We start from the raw sequence: 14,443 nt of genomic DNA, 5'->3' as shown, positions 1-14,443 counted from the left end.
GCATCCGGCCCCACAACTGAACAGCCTCACCCCCACCCCGCAATTCTCAAAGGAGAGAGTCATGCATCTGTCCATGCACAACTGGATGCGATCGGAACCGATCGAGACCACGATCGCCCGTCTCGCGAAATACGGCTACAAGAGCATCGAGATCTCGGGAGAGCCCGAGAAGTACGACCCCAAGCACGTGCGCGGGCTGCTCGACCACTACGGCCTCGACTGCTGGGGTTCGGTGACGCTCATGGTCGGCGGGCGCAACATGCAGTCCGGTGACGAAGGTGTGCGCGCATCGAGCGTGCAGTACGTGAAGGACTGCATCCAGCTCGTCTCCGACCTCGACGGCCAGATCCTCACGCTCGTTCCCGGCGAGGTGGGCAAGATCACGCCCGACTCGACTCCCGAGAACGAGTGGGGCTGGCTCGTCGACGGCGTCAAGGAGATCTACGAGGTTGCCGAGGCCAAAGGCGTGCGCGTCGGCATCGAACCGCTCAACCGCTTCGAGTCGTATCTCATCACCCGCGCCGAGCAGGCCCTGGCGCTGTGCGACGCCGTGGGCCCGAACCTCGGAGTGGTGCTGGACGCGTTTCACATCAACATCGAGGAGGCGAACCTCTGGGATGCCATCCGGCTCGTCGGCCCGAAGCTCGTCGACTTCCACGTCGCCGAGAACAACCGGATGCCCGCGGGCTACGGGGACTACGACTGGCAGAGGGTCGTCTCGACACTCGAGGAGATCGGCTACGACGGCGCCCTCACGGCGGAGTTCGTGGCCCCCGTCGACCGCACGCCGGCGAACAAGTACCCCAACGCGCTCGAGACGAACTTCGACGGGCTCGACATCGACCCCGACCAGCTGAAGTTCATCATCGACCACGGCTCGTCCATCCTCACCGAGGAGTACTACGACTGGCTGGTCAAGGTGAACGCCGAGACGCTGCTGCCGCTGATCACGAAGTAGGCCGTGATTCTTTCTCGAAGGGAGCCCGTCATGGGTGCTGTCGTACTCATCGCGACGCTCGACACCAAGGGGCCGGAGGTCGCGTATCTGCGCGATCGCCTCGCCTCCCTGGGCGTCGACACCTTCGTGATCGACTCCGGCATCCTGGGCGAGCCGGTGGACATCACGCCCGACATCTCGCACGGCGAGCTGGCTCGTCGAGGGGGCATGACCCTCGACGAGCTGCAGCACGCCGGAACCCGCGGACGCGCCGTCGAGATCATGCGCACCCTCGTCACCGACCTGGTGCGCGAGAAGTTCGCCCTCGGAGAGGTGGTCGGCGGCATCAGCGTCGGGGGAGTGGGCTCGGTCATGGGCGCCGCCGCCATCCAGGTCCTGCCCGTGGGCGTGCCCAAGATCGTCGTCGCGCCGACGGCATCCGGACACCACGAATTCGCGCCGTATGTGGGCACGAAAGACGTGATGGTCGTGCACTCGATCGTCGACATCCTGGGCCTCAACCCTATCTCGACCACGGTCTTCGACAACGTGGCCGCGGCGATGCTCGGGATGCTGCGGGCGGGTCATCCGCTCGGCCCGCCGTCGGCAGACACCCGCTACGTGGCGACCACCATGCTGGGCAACACCACCCACGCCGTGGAGGCGATGAAGGCGCGCCTCGCGGAGCTCGGCTACGAGACGGTGGTGTTCCACTCGAACGGCGTCGGCGGGCCCGCCATGGAGGAGCTCGCGGCGGCCGGCCAGTTCGTGGGGGTCATCGACTACACGACGAACGAGATCACGGATCCGCTGACCGGAGGCATCCACAACGGCGGGCCGAACCGTCTGCGGGTCGTGGGTGAACTCGGCCTGCCGCAGGTCGTCGTGCCCGGCTGCATCGACTTCTCGGTCTTTGCGGCGGGGCAGATCCCCTCGGCGCTCGCGGGTCGACCCGTCTACGACCACAATCCCGAGTACGCGCTCGTGCGCACCCCCGAAGACGAGATGCGGCAGATCGGGCGCATCTTCGCCGATCGGCTGAACTCGGCCACCGGGCCGGTGCGCGTCGTCGTTCCGACCCGCGGGCTGTCGATCCCGTCGACGCCCGACGGTCCGTTCTGGAACCCCGCGGCCGACGCCGCGTTCCTCGAGGAGGTGCGGGCGAACATCCGGCCCGACATACCCGTCGAGACCATCGACCTGCACATCAACGACCCCGAGCTCGGGCGCCATGTCGCCGAGCTGTTCAGCACCATCCTCGACTCGACCCGCCCCAAGGAGGCACTCGCATGAGCGAACGCATTGTGAACAGACTGACCGAGGGAGACGAGGAGTTCCGCGAGAAGTTCCGCTCGTGGAACCTGGCGCACCTCTCGTACGTCGACATCGGCGAGTACCTCAAGACGAAGGACACGGTGCTCGTTCCCATCGCGTCGACCGAGCAGCACGGTCCGCATCTGCCGCTGTTCACCGACACGATCACGGCGGTCGAGATCTCGGAGCGCATCTCCGAGGAGATCGGCGTGCTGCACACCCCGCCCATCTGGACGGGCTACTCGCCGCAGCACATGTACGGCGTGGGCGAGGGGCGCGGCACGATCACGGTGCGCTCGTCGACGCTGCTCGCGCTGATGAACGACATCGCGCGCAGTCTCATCCATCACGGATTCAACCGCATCATCTTCATCAACGGCCACGGCTCGAACATCAAGGTCGTCGACCCGGTGCTGCGCAAGCTCCGCTACGAGACGGGCGCGCTGATCTCGTTCGTGAAGCCCTACATGGAGCGCTACGAGGGCATCCTGAAGGGACTCATGGAGAACCCGCCCGAGGAGACACCCGGCTGGCACTCCTCCGAGCTCGAGACGTCTCAAGACCTGGCTTGGAACGAGAACCTCGTGCGTATGGAGCGCGCCGTCGACACCCGCGCGCACATCCCTGCCTTCCTGCCGAAGGCGTTCTCGAAAGACGACGGGATGCCCGACGCCGAGTTCGAGGGGTACCAGTACTTCAGCTTCCCCATGGACCACCACGAGTTCGTCGAGAACGGAATCATCGGCAACCCGATGCGCGCCACGGCCGAGAAGGGGCACGAGGCCTTCCGCCGGCTGTCGGAGCACGTCGCCCGGGGCATCCTCGAGCTGCAGAAGGTTCCGGTGACGGTGCACAACCGGGAGTTCGTCGACCGCGTGCTGTGATCGTTGCGCCGGTCGCTGAGCTTGTCGAAGCGGGCCGGCGTCGTCACGGGAGCATATTCTTAGTGCACAAGAAGGGTGGTCTTCGATGGTGATCACAACGACCGAAGCGAGCTCACGGGTCAACGACGCCTACGAGTTCCTGCTCTCGGAGATAACGGGCTTCCGCCTGCGATCCGGAGCGCCGCTCTCGGAGAACCGCATCGCCAACCAGCTCGGAATCTCGCGCACTCCGGTGCGCGAGGCCTTGCAGCGCCTCGAGAAGGAGGGGCTCGTCAAGCGCACCGACAACGCGCGCTTCACCGTGTCGCAGCTTACGCGCACCGAGGTCAACGACGCCTGCGACCTGCTCGAGGTTCTCGACACCTACATCTGTCGCAAAGCGGCCGAGAAACTGACGGAAGACGACATCCAGCGCCTGCGTTCGTCGGTCGAGGAGATGACGCGGGCGGCGCACGGCGACGATCGCGACTCCTGGTCGGAGGCGGACCTCGCTTTCCACCGACTGGTCAACGGGATCGCGGGCAACCAGCTGGTGGCCGACACAGTCAAGGAGACGCGACGTCGCATCCAGCGCTTCTGGCTGCGCGCGGCAACGCTGCAGCACCGCCTCGAGGCGTGCTCGACCGAGCACCAGGTGCTGGCCGACGCCATGATCGCCAAGGACTACGCAGCCATCGAACCCGCGGTGAAAGAGCACATCGGCCATATGCGCCGTCGCATGCTCGACATGCTCGACGCCGCTGCGATGCTGCTGGGCGACGCGTAGCCTCGGCGCCCCGCCGGCGCTCTGCCCGGCCTTCCCCTCCTCTCCTCCCCAGCGACTTGCCGCATAGTGCGCTCCTTCTGCGAAAGGAGAGCAGTTAGCGTCGGTTCGCGTTCTCGGTGACGACGCGAACCGACGCAATCAGCTCTCCTTTCGTCGGAAGACAGCAACTTGGGTCGGTTCGCGTCGCCGCCCGGTCGAAGACGACCCTGTGGAGAGGCATCCATCCGGTCGGGCTGCTGCCCCATCATGGGCGCATGACTTCGCACCGACCCCTTCCTCCCCCGCTTCGGGGGCGCGCGTTCTCTGTCAGGCAAGCGCGCGCCGAAGGTGTCAGCCCGGCACGTCTGCGAAGTTCCGACCTCGCCACCCCGTTCCGCGGGGTGCGGATGCCGGCCGGGACCGCAGTGCAGCTCAGCACTGTCTGCGCCGCCTATCGACACCGCATGTCAGACAGGCAGTTCTTCAGTCACACCACCGCAGCTCGCATGTGGCTTGCACCGCTTGCCGGTTACTTCTCGGCGCTCGAGCCCCTGCATGTGATGTCGAGATCACCGGAACGCGCCGCCCGCGGTCGAGGCATCGTCGGCCACGAGACGAATGATCCGCATCTGATCGTGGTCGATCGCTTCGGATTCCCCGTCGCCGACCCCGCCTCGACGTGGCTGCAGCTGGCCGCGACCCCCGGCGTCTCGCTCGACGAACTCATCATCGTGGCCGACCACCTTGTCCTTGTGCCCGAGTACGTGAACCCGGCAGACCCGCGTCCGTTCGTCACCCTCGACGAACTCCGGATGCGCATGGCCGGCTACTCCGGCCGGGGCGCGCGCCGGGCGCGCGAGGCCCTCGAGCACGTGCGCGTCGGATCGGAGTCGCGCAGGGAGACCCAGCTCCGACTCGCCATCGTGAGGGCTGGACTGCCGGAGCCCGAGCTCAACCAGGTGATCTACTCGAAGACGGGCGAGCGCATCGGGCGCGCCGACAAGGTGTACCGCCGCTACAAGCTCATCGTGGAGTACGACGGACAGCAGCACAGGACCGACTCCGTGCAGTACGACCGCGACATGACGCGAACCGAGGAGTTCATCAGGGCCGACTGGTTTCCCCTGAAGATCCGCAAGGAAGAGATGCGCAACGGCGCAGCCGAGGCGACGCGCCGTGTAGAACGCGCCCTCCGCGAGAGAGGCTGGACCCCGTGACCGCCGATGCTGCCGCCGCCGCGCCGCGCCGCGCCGCGCCCCGCTCTGGCAGAGAGTGCGCTCGATAGTGCCATCCACCCTCTCATAGGGGACACTCGCCCCTAGGCTGGAGCCACCACCTCCACAACGCACGAGAAGGACACTCCCCATGCGCTCGACACTCTTCAGCCAGGAGAACAACGAGGTCGAATCCGACGCTCTGATGGCCCTGCAGAACCCCTACATGCTGCGCTCCCGGGTCACGCCCGGGCGAGACCTCATCACCAGAAAAGGCGCGATGGTCGCCTACCAGGGCAACGTCGAGTTCAAGCACGAAGGTGCGAGGGATGCTGGTGCCCTGTTGCGCAAGATGGTCTCGTCGGACGACCAGCCGCTCATGCGCGTGTTCGGACACGGCGACGTGTTCTTCGCGCACCACCGGGCCAACATCCACCTCATTCAGCTCGAGGGCGAGGGCATCACGATCAACGGAACGTCTCTCCTCGCGTTCCAGGCCGACCTCGGCTACGAGCTCACGCGACTCAAGGGTGCGAGCATGCTGGCCGGTGGGTTCTGGAACACGACCGTGCACGGCCACGGACACATGGCCGTCGCCACACAGGGCACCCCGATGATCCTCGACTGCTCGCAGCAGCCCACGTTCACCGACATCAATGCCACCGTCGCCTGGAGTGCGAACCTGCAGCCGACCGTCAAGTCTTCGCTGAGCGCCGGGGCCTTCATCGGTCGTGGATCGGGCGAGGCCTTCCAGTACGCGTTCCACGGCCCGGGCTGGGTCATCGTGCAGCCGTCGGAGTTCACGGGCGTGGTCGCGACGGCGTAGCCGGCCTGCGAACTCAGCCGCGGTAGGGGCGGAAGAAGTCGCGCAGCTCCTGGGCGTAGAGCTCCGGCTCCTCGAACGCCGCGAAGTGCCCTCCGCGCGGAGGCTCGCTGACGTGCACAGTGTTCGCGGCGCGGTCGAGCCACTCGCGCGGAGGCCGCACGATGTCGCCCGGGAACAGCGCGAAGCCGGAGGGCACCTCGACGCGACGGGCGAGCTGTTCCGGAGGGATGGCGGAGTTCGCGTTATACATGCGCATCGAAGAGCCGATCGTGCCGGTGAGCCAGTACATGGTCACGAGGGTCAGGGCCTCGTCTTTCGTGTAGCTGCTCTCGAGGTCTCCGTGGCAGTCGCTCCACGATCGCAGCTTCTCCACGATCCACGCGGCCAGGCCGGCGGGGGAGTCGGTGAGGCCGACCGCCTCGGTCTGCGGCTTCGTGCGGTGCATCGCCGCGTACGCGCCCTCGCTCGAATTCCAGGCGGCCGCATCGGCGACGAAGGCCCGCTCCTGCGGCGTGAGCTCGAGCCCCGGGAGGGCCACGGGGATTCCGGCGTCGGTGCGGTGCACCGCCAGCACCCTCTCGGGGAAGTCGAGCGCCAGGTAGCGACTCACGTGACTGCCGATGTCGCCACCGGCGGCGCCGAAGCGGCCGTACCCCAGCGCATCCATCAGTTCGGCCCAGAGGCCGGCCACGTCGATCGAATTCAGCGGTCGGCCGGAGGGCCTCTCGCTGTAGCCGAAGCCCGGCATGTCGGGCACGATGACGTCGAACGCGTCGGCGGGGTCGGCACCGTGCGCGCCGGGATCGGTGAGCAGCGGGATCACCTTCGAGTAGCGCCAGAACGAGTCGGGCCAACCGTGGCTGAGAATCAGCGGCATGGCAGGACTCGCACCGGTCGGGACGGCGGCGCCTTGCGGCCGCACCGCCCGAACGTGAGCGAAGTGGATGCCGAGGCCGCCGACCTCGAGCCGGAACCGGGGGATGCGCGCGAGCGCCGCCTCCTGCGCGGGCCAGTCGAACTCCTCTGCCCAGTAGTCGACGAGCTCGCGAAGGTACGCGACGTCGGTGCCGAGCGACCAGCCGGCGTCCTCCGGCGCATCCGGCCACCGGGTGGCGCGCAGGCGAGCCCGCAGATCGTCGAGATCCGCGGGCGTCGCCGTCGCAATGAAGGGTTCGGGCGTCGGCGTCATGCGCGAAAGGTTAGTCGACCTTCGTCGAGAAGGCGGCGTCGAAGGATGCCGTGGGCGCCTCCCACAGAAGCGAGCGCACGAAGGCGAGGGCCTCGGGCGCGCCGCGCAGGCGGTCCATGCCGGCGTCCTCCCACTCCACCGAGATGGGTCCGGTGTAGCCGATGTGGTTGAGCGCGCGGAACGCGTCCTCCCACGGAACGTCGCCGTGCCCCGTCGACACGAAGTCCCAGCCGCGGCGCGGGTCGGACCACGGAAGGTGCGAGCCGAGGATGCCTGCTCGCCCCGAGTTGCCGTTGCGCATGCGGGTGTCCTTGCAGTCGACGTGGTAGATCAGCTCGGCGAACTCGGTGATGAACTCGACCGGGTTGATGCCCTGCCACACCATGTGGCTCGGGTCCCAGTTGAGCCCGAACGATTTTCTGTGGTCGATGGCTTCGAGGGTGCGAACGGTCGACCAGTAGTCGTAGGCGATCTCCGACGGGTGCACCTCGTGGGCGAAGCGCACGCCCTCGCCCTCGAACACGTCGAGGATCGGGTTCCAGCGGTCGGCGAAGTCCTGGTAGCCGGCGTCGATGACGTCTTGGCCCACGGGCGGGAACATGGCCACGTACTGCCAGATGCTCGAGCCGGTGAAGCCCACGACGGTGTCGACGCCGAGCTTGCGCGCCGAGATCGCGGTCTTCTTCATCTCCTCGGCAGCGCGCTGACGAACGCCCTCACCGTCGCCGTCGCCCCAGACCTTCGCCGAGACCATGTCCTTGTGCCGGAAGTCGATGGGGTTGTCGCAGACCGCCTGCCCCTTGAGGTGGTTCGAGATCGCGAAGACCTTGAGGTTGTTCTTCTCGAGGATGTCGAGGCGCGACTGCACGTAGGCGTCGTCTTCGGCTGCGCGCCACGGGTCGAGATGATCGCCCCAGCAGGCGATCTCGAGGCCGTCGTAGCCCCACTCTCCGGCGAGCCTGGCCACCTCCTCGAACGGCAGGTCGGCCCACTGGCCGGTGAACAGGGTGACGGGGCGTGTCATGTGCTTCTCCTCATATTCGGCCCTTCGACAAGCTCAGGGAACAGACCGTTCCCTGAGCTTGTCGAAGGGCTCATGGCTGTTACGGGGTGACGGATGCGCCGCCTGCGGCGGCAGAACTCTCCACGGCGGCGAGCACCTTCTGAACCCGCAGTCCGTCGGCGAACGACGGCTGCGACTCGGTGTCGTCGCGGATGGAGTTGAGGAAGTCGGCGAACTGGTGCACGAACGTGTGCTCCCAGCCGATGATGTGGCCGTCGGGCCACCAATGGCCGACATACGGATGCCCGGCCTCGGTCACGAGGATGCGTCGGAATCCCTGTTCCCCGGCCGCATCGCCGGAGTCGAAGAACATCAGCTCGTTGAGGTTCTCGAGGTCGAACGTCAGGCTGCCCTTCTCGCCGTAGATCTCGAGGGCGAGGCCGTTCTTGGCGCCGAGCGCGAAGCGCGAGACCTCGAGCTGAACGATGCCGCCCCCTGAGAGCCGGCCCGTCGCCCACGCGGCGTCATCCACTGTCACGTCTTCGAGCGCGACGTCAGCCGACCCCGAGTCGGAAGCCGAGCCGCCGATCGCGCCATCACCGCTGTCGCCCGAGGGCCGCTGCGTCACGAAGGTGTGCACGCCGCCGGTGAGGCTGTCGATGCTCTCGCCGGTGAGGTGCAGTACGAGGTCGGTGGCGTGCGAGCCGAGGTCGCCGAGCGCGCCCGAGCCGGCCTCCTCGCGACGAAGCCGCCAGCTCATGGGGGAGGAGGGGTCGCTGAGCCAGTCCTGCAGGTAGCTGATGCGCACGTGCCGGATGGGGCCGATGCGGCCGTCGTCGATGAACTTCTTCGCGAGCGCGATGGCGGGCACCCGGCGGTAGTTGAAGTTGACGATCGCGTGCTGCCCGTTGGCCCTGGCCTTCTCGAAGGCCTCGGCCATCTCCTCGGCCTCGGCGACGGTGTTGGCCAGCGGCTTCTCGACGATCACGTGCTTGCCGGCCGCGAGCGCCGCGAGCACGATCTCGTGGTGCAGGATGCCCGGGGTGCAGACGTCGACGATGTGCACGTCGTCGCGCTCCAGCACGGCACGCCAGTCGGTGGCGCTCTCCTTCCAGCCGAACTTCTCGGCGGCGGCAGCGACCTTCGCCGCATCACGGCCGACGAGCACGGTCTGCTCGACGGCGGGAACGTCGAAGTAGGCGGCCACATTGCGCCAGGCGCCGGAGTGGGCCTTGCCCATGAAGGCGTATCCGATGACGGCTACGCCGAGCGGTGCGGCTGCCTGGGGAGTCACAGGGTCTTGGCTCACTTGGTCTCCATTCGCTTCGTCGCGATTTGTTGTGGTGTGCATCTATTCTGCTCCGTTGACAGCGGAGAGCCGTGCAATTAGTGTACAAGAAGTTGTATACAGGTATGGATACAGTTCAGTGTCCATTACCGAATGTTCGATCGATCACAGCGTTGTGAGAGAGAGGTGACATGGATCAGTTCCTGCTGATCGCGCTCAACGGGCTCACGCTCGGGGCCGTCTATTTCCTCGTGGCATCGGGGCTCACCCTGATCTTCGGGCTCATGCGCGTCATCACGATGGCCCACGGAACCAGCTATCTCCTGGGCGGATACCTCGGCTACGTCGTGGCCCGCGAGACGGGCAACTGGTTCCTGGGCGCTCTCGGGGGAGCGGTCGCCGTGGGAATCCTGGGACTCCTCATCCATCAGCTGTTGATCCGTCGCTTTCAAGACGACGACATGCGCGTGGCGCTCATCACCCTCGGCGTGAGCCTCATCGGCACCGACCTGATGCTCGCCACCTTCGGCGGAACGGCGACGCAGGTTCCCCTGCCGCCGGAGCTGCAGATCGGGCTCGAGCTGCCGGGCATCGGGCAGTACCCGCTCATCCGGCTGCTCATTCTCGCGGTGTCGATCGCCGTGGGAGTCGGACTCTGGTTGTTCGTCAACCGCACCCGCTTCGGCTCGATCGTGCGTGCCGGCGTCGACGACAGCCAGATGACCAGCGCGACCGGAATCAACGTGCGAGTCGTGTTCGCCCTCATCTTCGTGCTGGGCTCGGCGCTCGCGGGATTCGCCGGCGTGGTTGGCGGCACCCTCTTCCCGCTGCTGCCGGGACAGGACGGCACCTACCTGCTCTTCTCCCTCGTGGTCGTGATCGTGGGAGGCATGGGAAGCATCCCGGGGGCGGCGATCGGAGCCGCCCTCGTGGGCCTGATCTCGCAGTTCTCGCTGGTCTTCGCCCCCACATACTCGCTGGTTCTCACCTTCGCCCTGATGGTCGTCGTGCTCGCGTTCCGGCCCCAGGGAATCCTCGGACGACGGACGGCCACGGCATGAGCATCCTGACCAAAACCACCGACAGCGGACTCGTCGAGCCGCTGCCCGTCGGCTCGCCGCAGAAGTCGGCCTGGCAGCGCTATCGGTGGATCCTGTGGGTCGTCGTGCTGGGCGCGGCTCTCGCCTTCCCCTACGTGGTCGACAGGCCGCGCTTCTGGATCCCGAATATCGGCATCAAGTCCCTCTGGCTCGGCACGATCGCCATGAGTCTCGTCTTCTTGAACCGCTACGTGGGGCTGCTGTCGCTGGCCCAGATGACGCTGGCCGGCATCGCCGCCTACGGCGTGGGCTACATGGTCGTGACCCTCGACCAATCGGTGTTCCTCGCCGTGCCGGCGGGCATCCTCGTCGGCACCGTCGCGGGCTTCCTCGTGGCGCTGATCGCCGCCCGCACCAAGGCCATCTACTTCCTCATGATCACACTCGCGATCGGCCAGGTCGTGTACTCGTTCGCATCGCAGTCGCTCGAGGTCACCAACGCGCGGCGGGGGCTCGCCCCGATCCCGCGCCCCGACCTGGGAGTGGTCGACTTCACCCAGCTGCACATCTTCTACTACGGCGCGTTGGCCGCCGCGGTGCTCTGCTACCTGCTCTGCCGCTACGTGGCGGCGACCAGCTTCGGACTGGCGCTGCAGGGCATCCGCGATTCGCCGGAGCGCATGAGCGCGCTCGGTTACAACGTGAACCGGTACCGCATCGCGGCGATGACGTTCACCGCGTTCATCGCCTCCATCGGCGGCGTGATCATGGTCTTCGACAGGGCGCAGGTCGACCCCGATGTGGTGAGCCTCTCGTCGACCCTCGACATCCTCGTCGTCGCCGTGATCGGAGGGGTGGGGTCGCTGGGCGGAGTCTTCGTCGGCGGCATCGTGCTCACCCTGCTCGACAACTTCGCCCAGAACGTGACCGAGCGCTACATGACGCTCACCGGACTGGTCTTCATCGTCGTCCTGCTCTTCGCCCCCACCGGACTGGCCGGCGTCGGCAAGCAGGTCGTCAGGGCACTCTCGACTCGTCGGCGCGCACCCCAGGCGCCGACAGCTCCCGACGTGCCGACACCCCCTGGAATCACAGATCCATCCAATGAAAGGAAACAGCAATGACGCTGAATACGAAGAGGACCGCGTTCGCCGCGGCCTCGGCCGGGGCGGGCCTCGTGCTCCTCCTGGCAGGATGCGCACCGGCCGGAACGGGCGGCGACTCGGGAGGCGACTCCGGCGACGGAGGCTCCGACACCATCAAGATCGGCGTGCTCGCCACGTCGGAGGGCAACCTCGCTTTCGGAATGGGCGAGGCCAAGGCCGCGATCGGCGTGGCCATGGAGGCCCGCGGCGGCACCGTCGACGGCGGTGAAGTCGGCGGCAAGAAGGTCGAGTTCGTCTACGAGGGAACCGACGGAACCTCGGGCTCTGCCCAGACGAAAGTGAAGAAGCTCGTCGAAAACGACGGGGTCGACATCGTGTTCGGACCGGTCTCGGGTGACGAGGGAGAGGCGGTCGTGCAGTACGCGCTCACGACACCCGACATCACGTTCGTGAACGGATCGGCGAGTCCCGTGAGCATGACTCTCGAGGGCGCCGAGAACTTCTTCCGCTTCCACGGCGACTCCGCCATGTGGATGGGCGGCCTCGGCGACTACGCCTACAACGACAAGGGGTACAAGAAGATCTACTCGATCGCCGAGGACTACTCGTTCCCCTACGACAACGCGGGCGGATTCTTCTCCGAGTTCTGTGCGGCCGGCGGCGAGGTGAACGGCAACTCGTGGGTTCCCGTCGGCACCACCGACTACGCCACGATCCTCTCGCAGATCCCGGCAGACACCGATGCGGTGTACGTCGGTCTCGGTGGTGCGGATGCCGCCAGCTTCCTCTCGCAGGCCGTGACGGCGGGCGTCAACAAGCCGCTCGTGGGCGGTTCGATCGCCGTCGACACGACGGCCCTGTCGGGGGATGCGAACATCGGCCAGGCCGCGATCGGCACGATCACCGGTGGCCCGGTTCCCGGTGCCGACTATGACAACCCCGACTGGAAGACGTTCGTCGACGCGTATGCCACCCAGCCGGACGCGTTCCCGAGCCCGTCGATCTTCTCGATCCTGTACTACAACTCGTTCGAGTCGCTGCTGCTCGGCATCGAAGACGTCGAGGGCGACCTCGGCGATGGACAGGCCGACCTGCGTTCCGCACTCGAGGCCACGTCGTGGGACTCGCCCACCGGACCGATCTCGATGGATGAGAACCGCCAGGCCGTCGTCGACAACTTCCTCGTGGAGGTAGCCGCGGGTGACGGCGGTGCGCTCACCCTGACCGATGTCAGCGAGGCCACCGGCGTGAAGCAGGGCACCACGGTCTACGACCGCTTCGACGGCTGCCCGTAACAACCGCCCGTTCCCTGAGTTGCAACCGCCCGTTCCCTGAGCCTGTCGAAGGGCCCTTCAACAGGCTCCCCTTCGACAGGCTCAGGGAACGAACCGCTGAAAGGAAAAGACCATGACTGATGTCGCTCTCCGTGTCGCCGACGTGTCCAAGCACTTCGGCGGGCTCAAGGCGATGCGCAACGTCGACCTGGAGATTGCCGACGGGGAGCGCATCAGCGTGATCGGCACCAACGGTGCGGGCAAGTCGACGCTCTTCAACCTCATCGCGGGGGTCTTCCCCGTCACCTCGGGCAGCATCGAACTGTTCGGCCACGATGTGACGGGGCTCTCGACCGCGAAGAGGGCCAAACGCGGGCTTGCCCGCACCTTTCAGACCTCTCGGCTGTTCGAGCAGCTGACCGCGGCCGAGAACGTGTTCGTGGCGCTCGGCGGCTCGGAGTTCAGGGGCGCCTCGCTGCGCGTCGCGTGGCCGAGCTCGAAGCACGTGAACACGGTCAACCGCTGGTCGCGTGTCGAACGCCTGCTCGACCGCGTCGGGCTCGGCGACAAGGGTTCGGCGATCGTCGCCGACCTCTCGCACGGCGAGCAGCGCCAGCTCGAACTGGCCATGGCGCTCGCGCTGCAGCCCAAGCTGCTGATGCTCGACGAACCGGCCGCGGGATTCTCGCCAGCCGAACGCATCCATCTCGTGCGACTGCTGCGTGAGCTGCCCGAGGAGATCACCCTGCTGCTCATCGAGCACGACATGGACATCGCGCTCGCCGTGGCCAACCGTGTCGTGGTGATGCACGACGGCGAGAAGATCTTCGAGGGCTCGCCCGCAGACATCCGGGCGTCCGAACGTGTGCGCGAAATCTATCTCGGAGGCTCCCTTGACGACGTCGCCTGACCCCCTCTTCCGCGTCTCGAACCTGAACGTCTCGTACGGGCGGGTGCACGTTCTGCAAGACGTCTCGTTCGAGATGGGTGTCGAGCCCCTCGGAATGGTCGGCCGCAACGGCATGGGCAAAACCACGCTGGTCAATGCGATCGCCGGCATGCTGCCCGCCCAGTCGGGCTCGATCGAGTTCGAGGGGCGGGATGTCGCGAACAAGGCTCCTTTTCAGGTCACCCGGGCGGGCATCGGCTACGTGCCGCAGGGCCGCCGCATCTTTCCGTCGCTGACGGTGCACGAGCACCTCACGATGGTCGGCGCCAAGAAGTCGGCGAGGTGGAACCCGGACGCGATCTATGAGCTCTTTCCCCGGCTCGCCGAACGCAAGAAGAACGGGGGAGGCGCGCTCTCCGGGGGCGAGCAGCAGATGCTCGCGATCGGTCGGGCGCTGCTCACGAACCCGCGCCTGCTCGTGATGGACGAGCCCAGCGAGGGCCTCGCGCCCGCGGTCGTCGACCACCTGGCCGACGTATTCCGCCGAGTCGTCTCCGAGGGGCAGGCGGTGCTGCTCGTCGAGCAGAACCTGCGTTTCGCCGCCGAGCTGTGCGACAGGATCCTCGTGATGGTCAACGGGCGCATCGCCGCCGACCTGCCGGCCGCCGAGATCGCGGGCGACCCGGAGGTGCAGTCCCGCTACCTCGGAGTGGTGTGACAGATAGGCTCCCCCC

The 14,443-nt window shown here is 66.9% G+C and carries 14 protein-coding genes; 11 read left to right on the top strand and 3 right to left on the bottom strand.

Translation table 11 applies throughout. The features are described from left to right. Window positions 1-61 precede the first annotated feature (61 nt). From ASF06_RS03490 to ASF06_RS03465, 6 genes are all read left to right on the top strand, one after another. Entirely contained in the window at window positions 62-958 is an 897-nt protein-coding gene (locus ASF06_RS03490; protein ID WP_055925178.1) for a sugar phosphate isomerase/epimerase family protein, read from the top strand. 30 nt (window positions 959-988) lie between these two features. Then, window positions 989-2,230, top strand: coding sequence for a Tm-1-like ATP-binding domain-containing protein (locus tag ASF06_RS03485; protein WP_055943345.1), 1,242 nt, complete (start codon window positions 989-991; stop codon window positions 2,228-2,230). After that, window positions 2,227-3,135, top strand: coding sequence for a creatininase family protein (locus tag ASF06_RS03480; RefSeq protein ID WP_055925172.1), 909 nt, complete (start codon window positions 2,227-2,229; stop codon window positions 3,133-3,135). The genes ASF06_RS03485 and ASF06_RS03480 overlap by 4 nt, the downstream gene beginning before the upstream one ends. Before the next feature lie 85 nt (window positions 3,136-3,220). Next, window positions 3,221-3,901 carry a GntR family transcriptional regulator gene (locus tag ASF06_RS03475; RefSeq protein ID WP_055925169.1) on the top strand — a complete coding sequence of 227 codons (681 nt, stop codon included), beginning with the start codon at window positions 3,221-3,223 and terminating at the stop codon, window positions 3,899-3,901. Window positions 3,902-4,344: 443 nt separating this feature from the next. Further along, on the top strand, window positions 4,345-5,097 hold the full coding sequence (locus tag ASF06_RS03470) for a DUF559 domain-containing protein (protein WP_055943342.1): 753 nt from the start codon (window positions 4,345-4,347) through the stop codon (window positions 5,095-5,097). 148 nt (window positions 5,098-5,245) lie between these two features. After that, window positions 5,246-5,920: an AIM24 family protein gene (locus ASF06_RS03465; protein ID WP_055925162.1), complete on the top strand. Its 675-nt coding sequence runs from the start codon at window positions 5,246-5,248 to the stop codon at window positions 5,918-5,920. A 13-nt stretch (window positions 5,921-5,933) separates the two neighbouring features. Here the strand turns inward: ASF06_RS03465 and ASF06_RS03460 are convergent, their stop codons facing one another. The 3 genes from ASF06_RS03460 to ASF06_RS03450 form a co-directional block, all read right to left on the bottom strand. After that, a complete protein-coding gene (locus tag ASF06_RS03460; RefSeq protein ID WP_055943339.1) occupies window positions 5,934-7,109 on the bottom strand; it encodes an epoxide hydrolase family protein in 1,176 nt (391 codons plus the stop codon). A gap of 10 nt (window positions 7,110-7,119) precedes the next feature. Continuing rightward, window positions 7,120-8,133, bottom strand: coding sequence for a sugar phosphate isomerase/epimerase family protein (locus ASF06_RS03455; protein WP_055943336.1), 1,014 nt, complete (start codon window positions 8,131-8,133; stop codon window positions 7,120-7,122). Window positions 8,134-8,212: 79 nt separating this feature from the next. Then, entirely contained in the window at window positions 8,213-9,421 is a 1,209-nt protein-coding gene (locus ASF06_RS03450) for a Gfo/Idh/MocA family protein (protein WP_268750636.1), read from the bottom strand. 170 nt (window positions 9,422-9,591) lie between these two features. Here ASF06_RS03450 and ASF06_RS03445 point away from each other — a divergent pair, with 170 nt between their 5' ends. The 5 genes from ASF06_RS03445 to ASF06_RS03425 all read left to right on the top strand — a co-directional run bounded on the left by ASF06_RS03445 (window position 9,592) and on the right by ASF06_RS03425 (window position 14,427). Then, window positions 9,592-10,461 (top strand): branched-chain amino acid ABC transporter permease, encoded by an 870-nt coding sequence (locus tag ASF06_RS03445; protein ID WP_055925154.1) that lies wholly within the window; start codon window positions 9,592-9,594, stop codon window positions 10,459-10,461. Further along, a complete protein-coding gene (locus ASF06_RS03440; RefSeq protein ID WP_055943329.1) occupies window positions 10,458-11,564 on the top strand; it encodes a branched-chain amino acid ABC transporter permease in 1,107 nt (368 codons plus the stop codon). Before ASF06_RS03445 ends, ASF06_RS03440 begins: the two co-directional genes overlap by 4 nt. Next, window positions 11,561-12,841: an ABC transporter substrate-binding protein gene (locus ASF06_RS03435; protein WP_055943326.1), complete on the top strand. Its 1,281-nt coding sequence runs from the start codon at window positions 11,561-11,563 to the stop codon at window positions 12,839-12,841. Before ASF06_RS03440 ends, ASF06_RS03435 begins: the two co-directional genes overlap by 4 nt. 112 nt (window positions 12,842-12,953) lie before the next feature. Beyond that, a complete protein-coding gene (locus ASF06_RS03430) occupies window positions 12,954-13,730 on the top strand; it encodes an ABC transporter ATP-binding protein (RefSeq protein ID WP_055943323.1) in 777 nt (258 codons plus the stop codon). Then, window positions 13,714-14,427, top strand: coding sequence for an ABC transporter ATP-binding protein (locus ASF06_RS03425; RefSeq protein WP_235497120.1), 714 nt, complete (start codon window positions 13,714-13,716; stop codon window positions 14,425-14,427). Before ASF06_RS03430 ends, ASF06_RS03425 begins: the two co-directional genes overlap by 17 nt. The last annotated feature ends 16 nt before the right edge of the window (window positions 14,428-14,443 follow it).

This window comes from Agreia sp. Leaf244, assembly GCF_001422695.1.
Taxonomy (GTDB): domain Bacteria; phylum Actinomycetota; class Actinomycetes; order Actinomycetales; family Microbacteriaceae; genus Agreia.
The sequence above is the reverse complement of the archived record's forward strand: the minus strand, read 5'-3'. Positions and strand labels throughout refer to the sequence as shown.

Bases quoted from the DNA above. Each gene is read 5' to 3' on its own strand.
- ASF06_RS03490 (WP_055925178.1), top strand. From the start codon at position 62: ATGCATCTGTCCATGCACAACTGGATGCGATCGGAACCGATCGAGACC.
- ASF06_RS03460 (WP_055943339.1), bottom strand. From the start codon at position 7,109: ATGACGCCGACGCCCGAACCCTTCATTGCGACGGCGACGCCCGCGGAT.
- ASF06_RS03485 (WP_055943345.1), top strand. From the start codon at position 989: ATGGGTGCTGTCGTACTCATCGCGACGCTCGACACCAAGGGGCCGGAG.
- ASF06_RS03480 (WP_055925172.1), top strand. From the start codon at position 2,227: ATGAGCGAACGCATTGTGAACAGACTGACCGAGGGAGACGAGGAGTTC.
- ASF06_RS03455 (WP_055943336.1), bottom strand. From the start codon at position 8,133: ATGACACGCCCCGTCACCCTGTTCACCGGCCAGTGGGCCGACCTGCCG.
- ASF06_RS03445 (WP_055925154.1), top strand. From the start codon at position 9,592: ATGGATCAGTTCCTGCTGATCGCGCTCAACGGGCTCACGCTCGGGGCC.
- ASF06_RS03430 (WP_055943323.1), top strand. From the start codon at position 12,954: ATGACTGATGTCGCTCTCCGTGTCGCCGACGTGTCCAAGCACTTCGGC.
- ASF06_RS03475 (WP_055925169.1), top strand. From the start codon at position 3,221: ATGGTGATCACAACGACCGAAGCGAGCTCACGGGTCAACGACGCCTAC.
- ASF06_RS03435 (WP_055943326.1), top strand. From the start codon at position 11,561: ATGACGCTGAATACGAAGAGGACCGCGTTCGCCGCGGCCTCGGCCGGG.
- ASF06_RS03465 (WP_055925162.1), top strand. From the start codon at position 5,246: ATGCGCTCGACACTCTTCAGCCAGGAGAACAACGAGGTCGAATCCGAC.
- ASF06_RS03470 (WP_055943342.1), top strand. From the start codon at position 4,345: ATGTCAGACAGGCAGTTCTTCAGTCACACCACCGCAGCTCGCATGTGG.
- ASF06_RS03440 (WP_055943329.1), top strand. From the start codon at position 10,458: ATGAGCATCCTGACCAAAACCACCGACAGCGGACTCGTCGAGCCGCTG.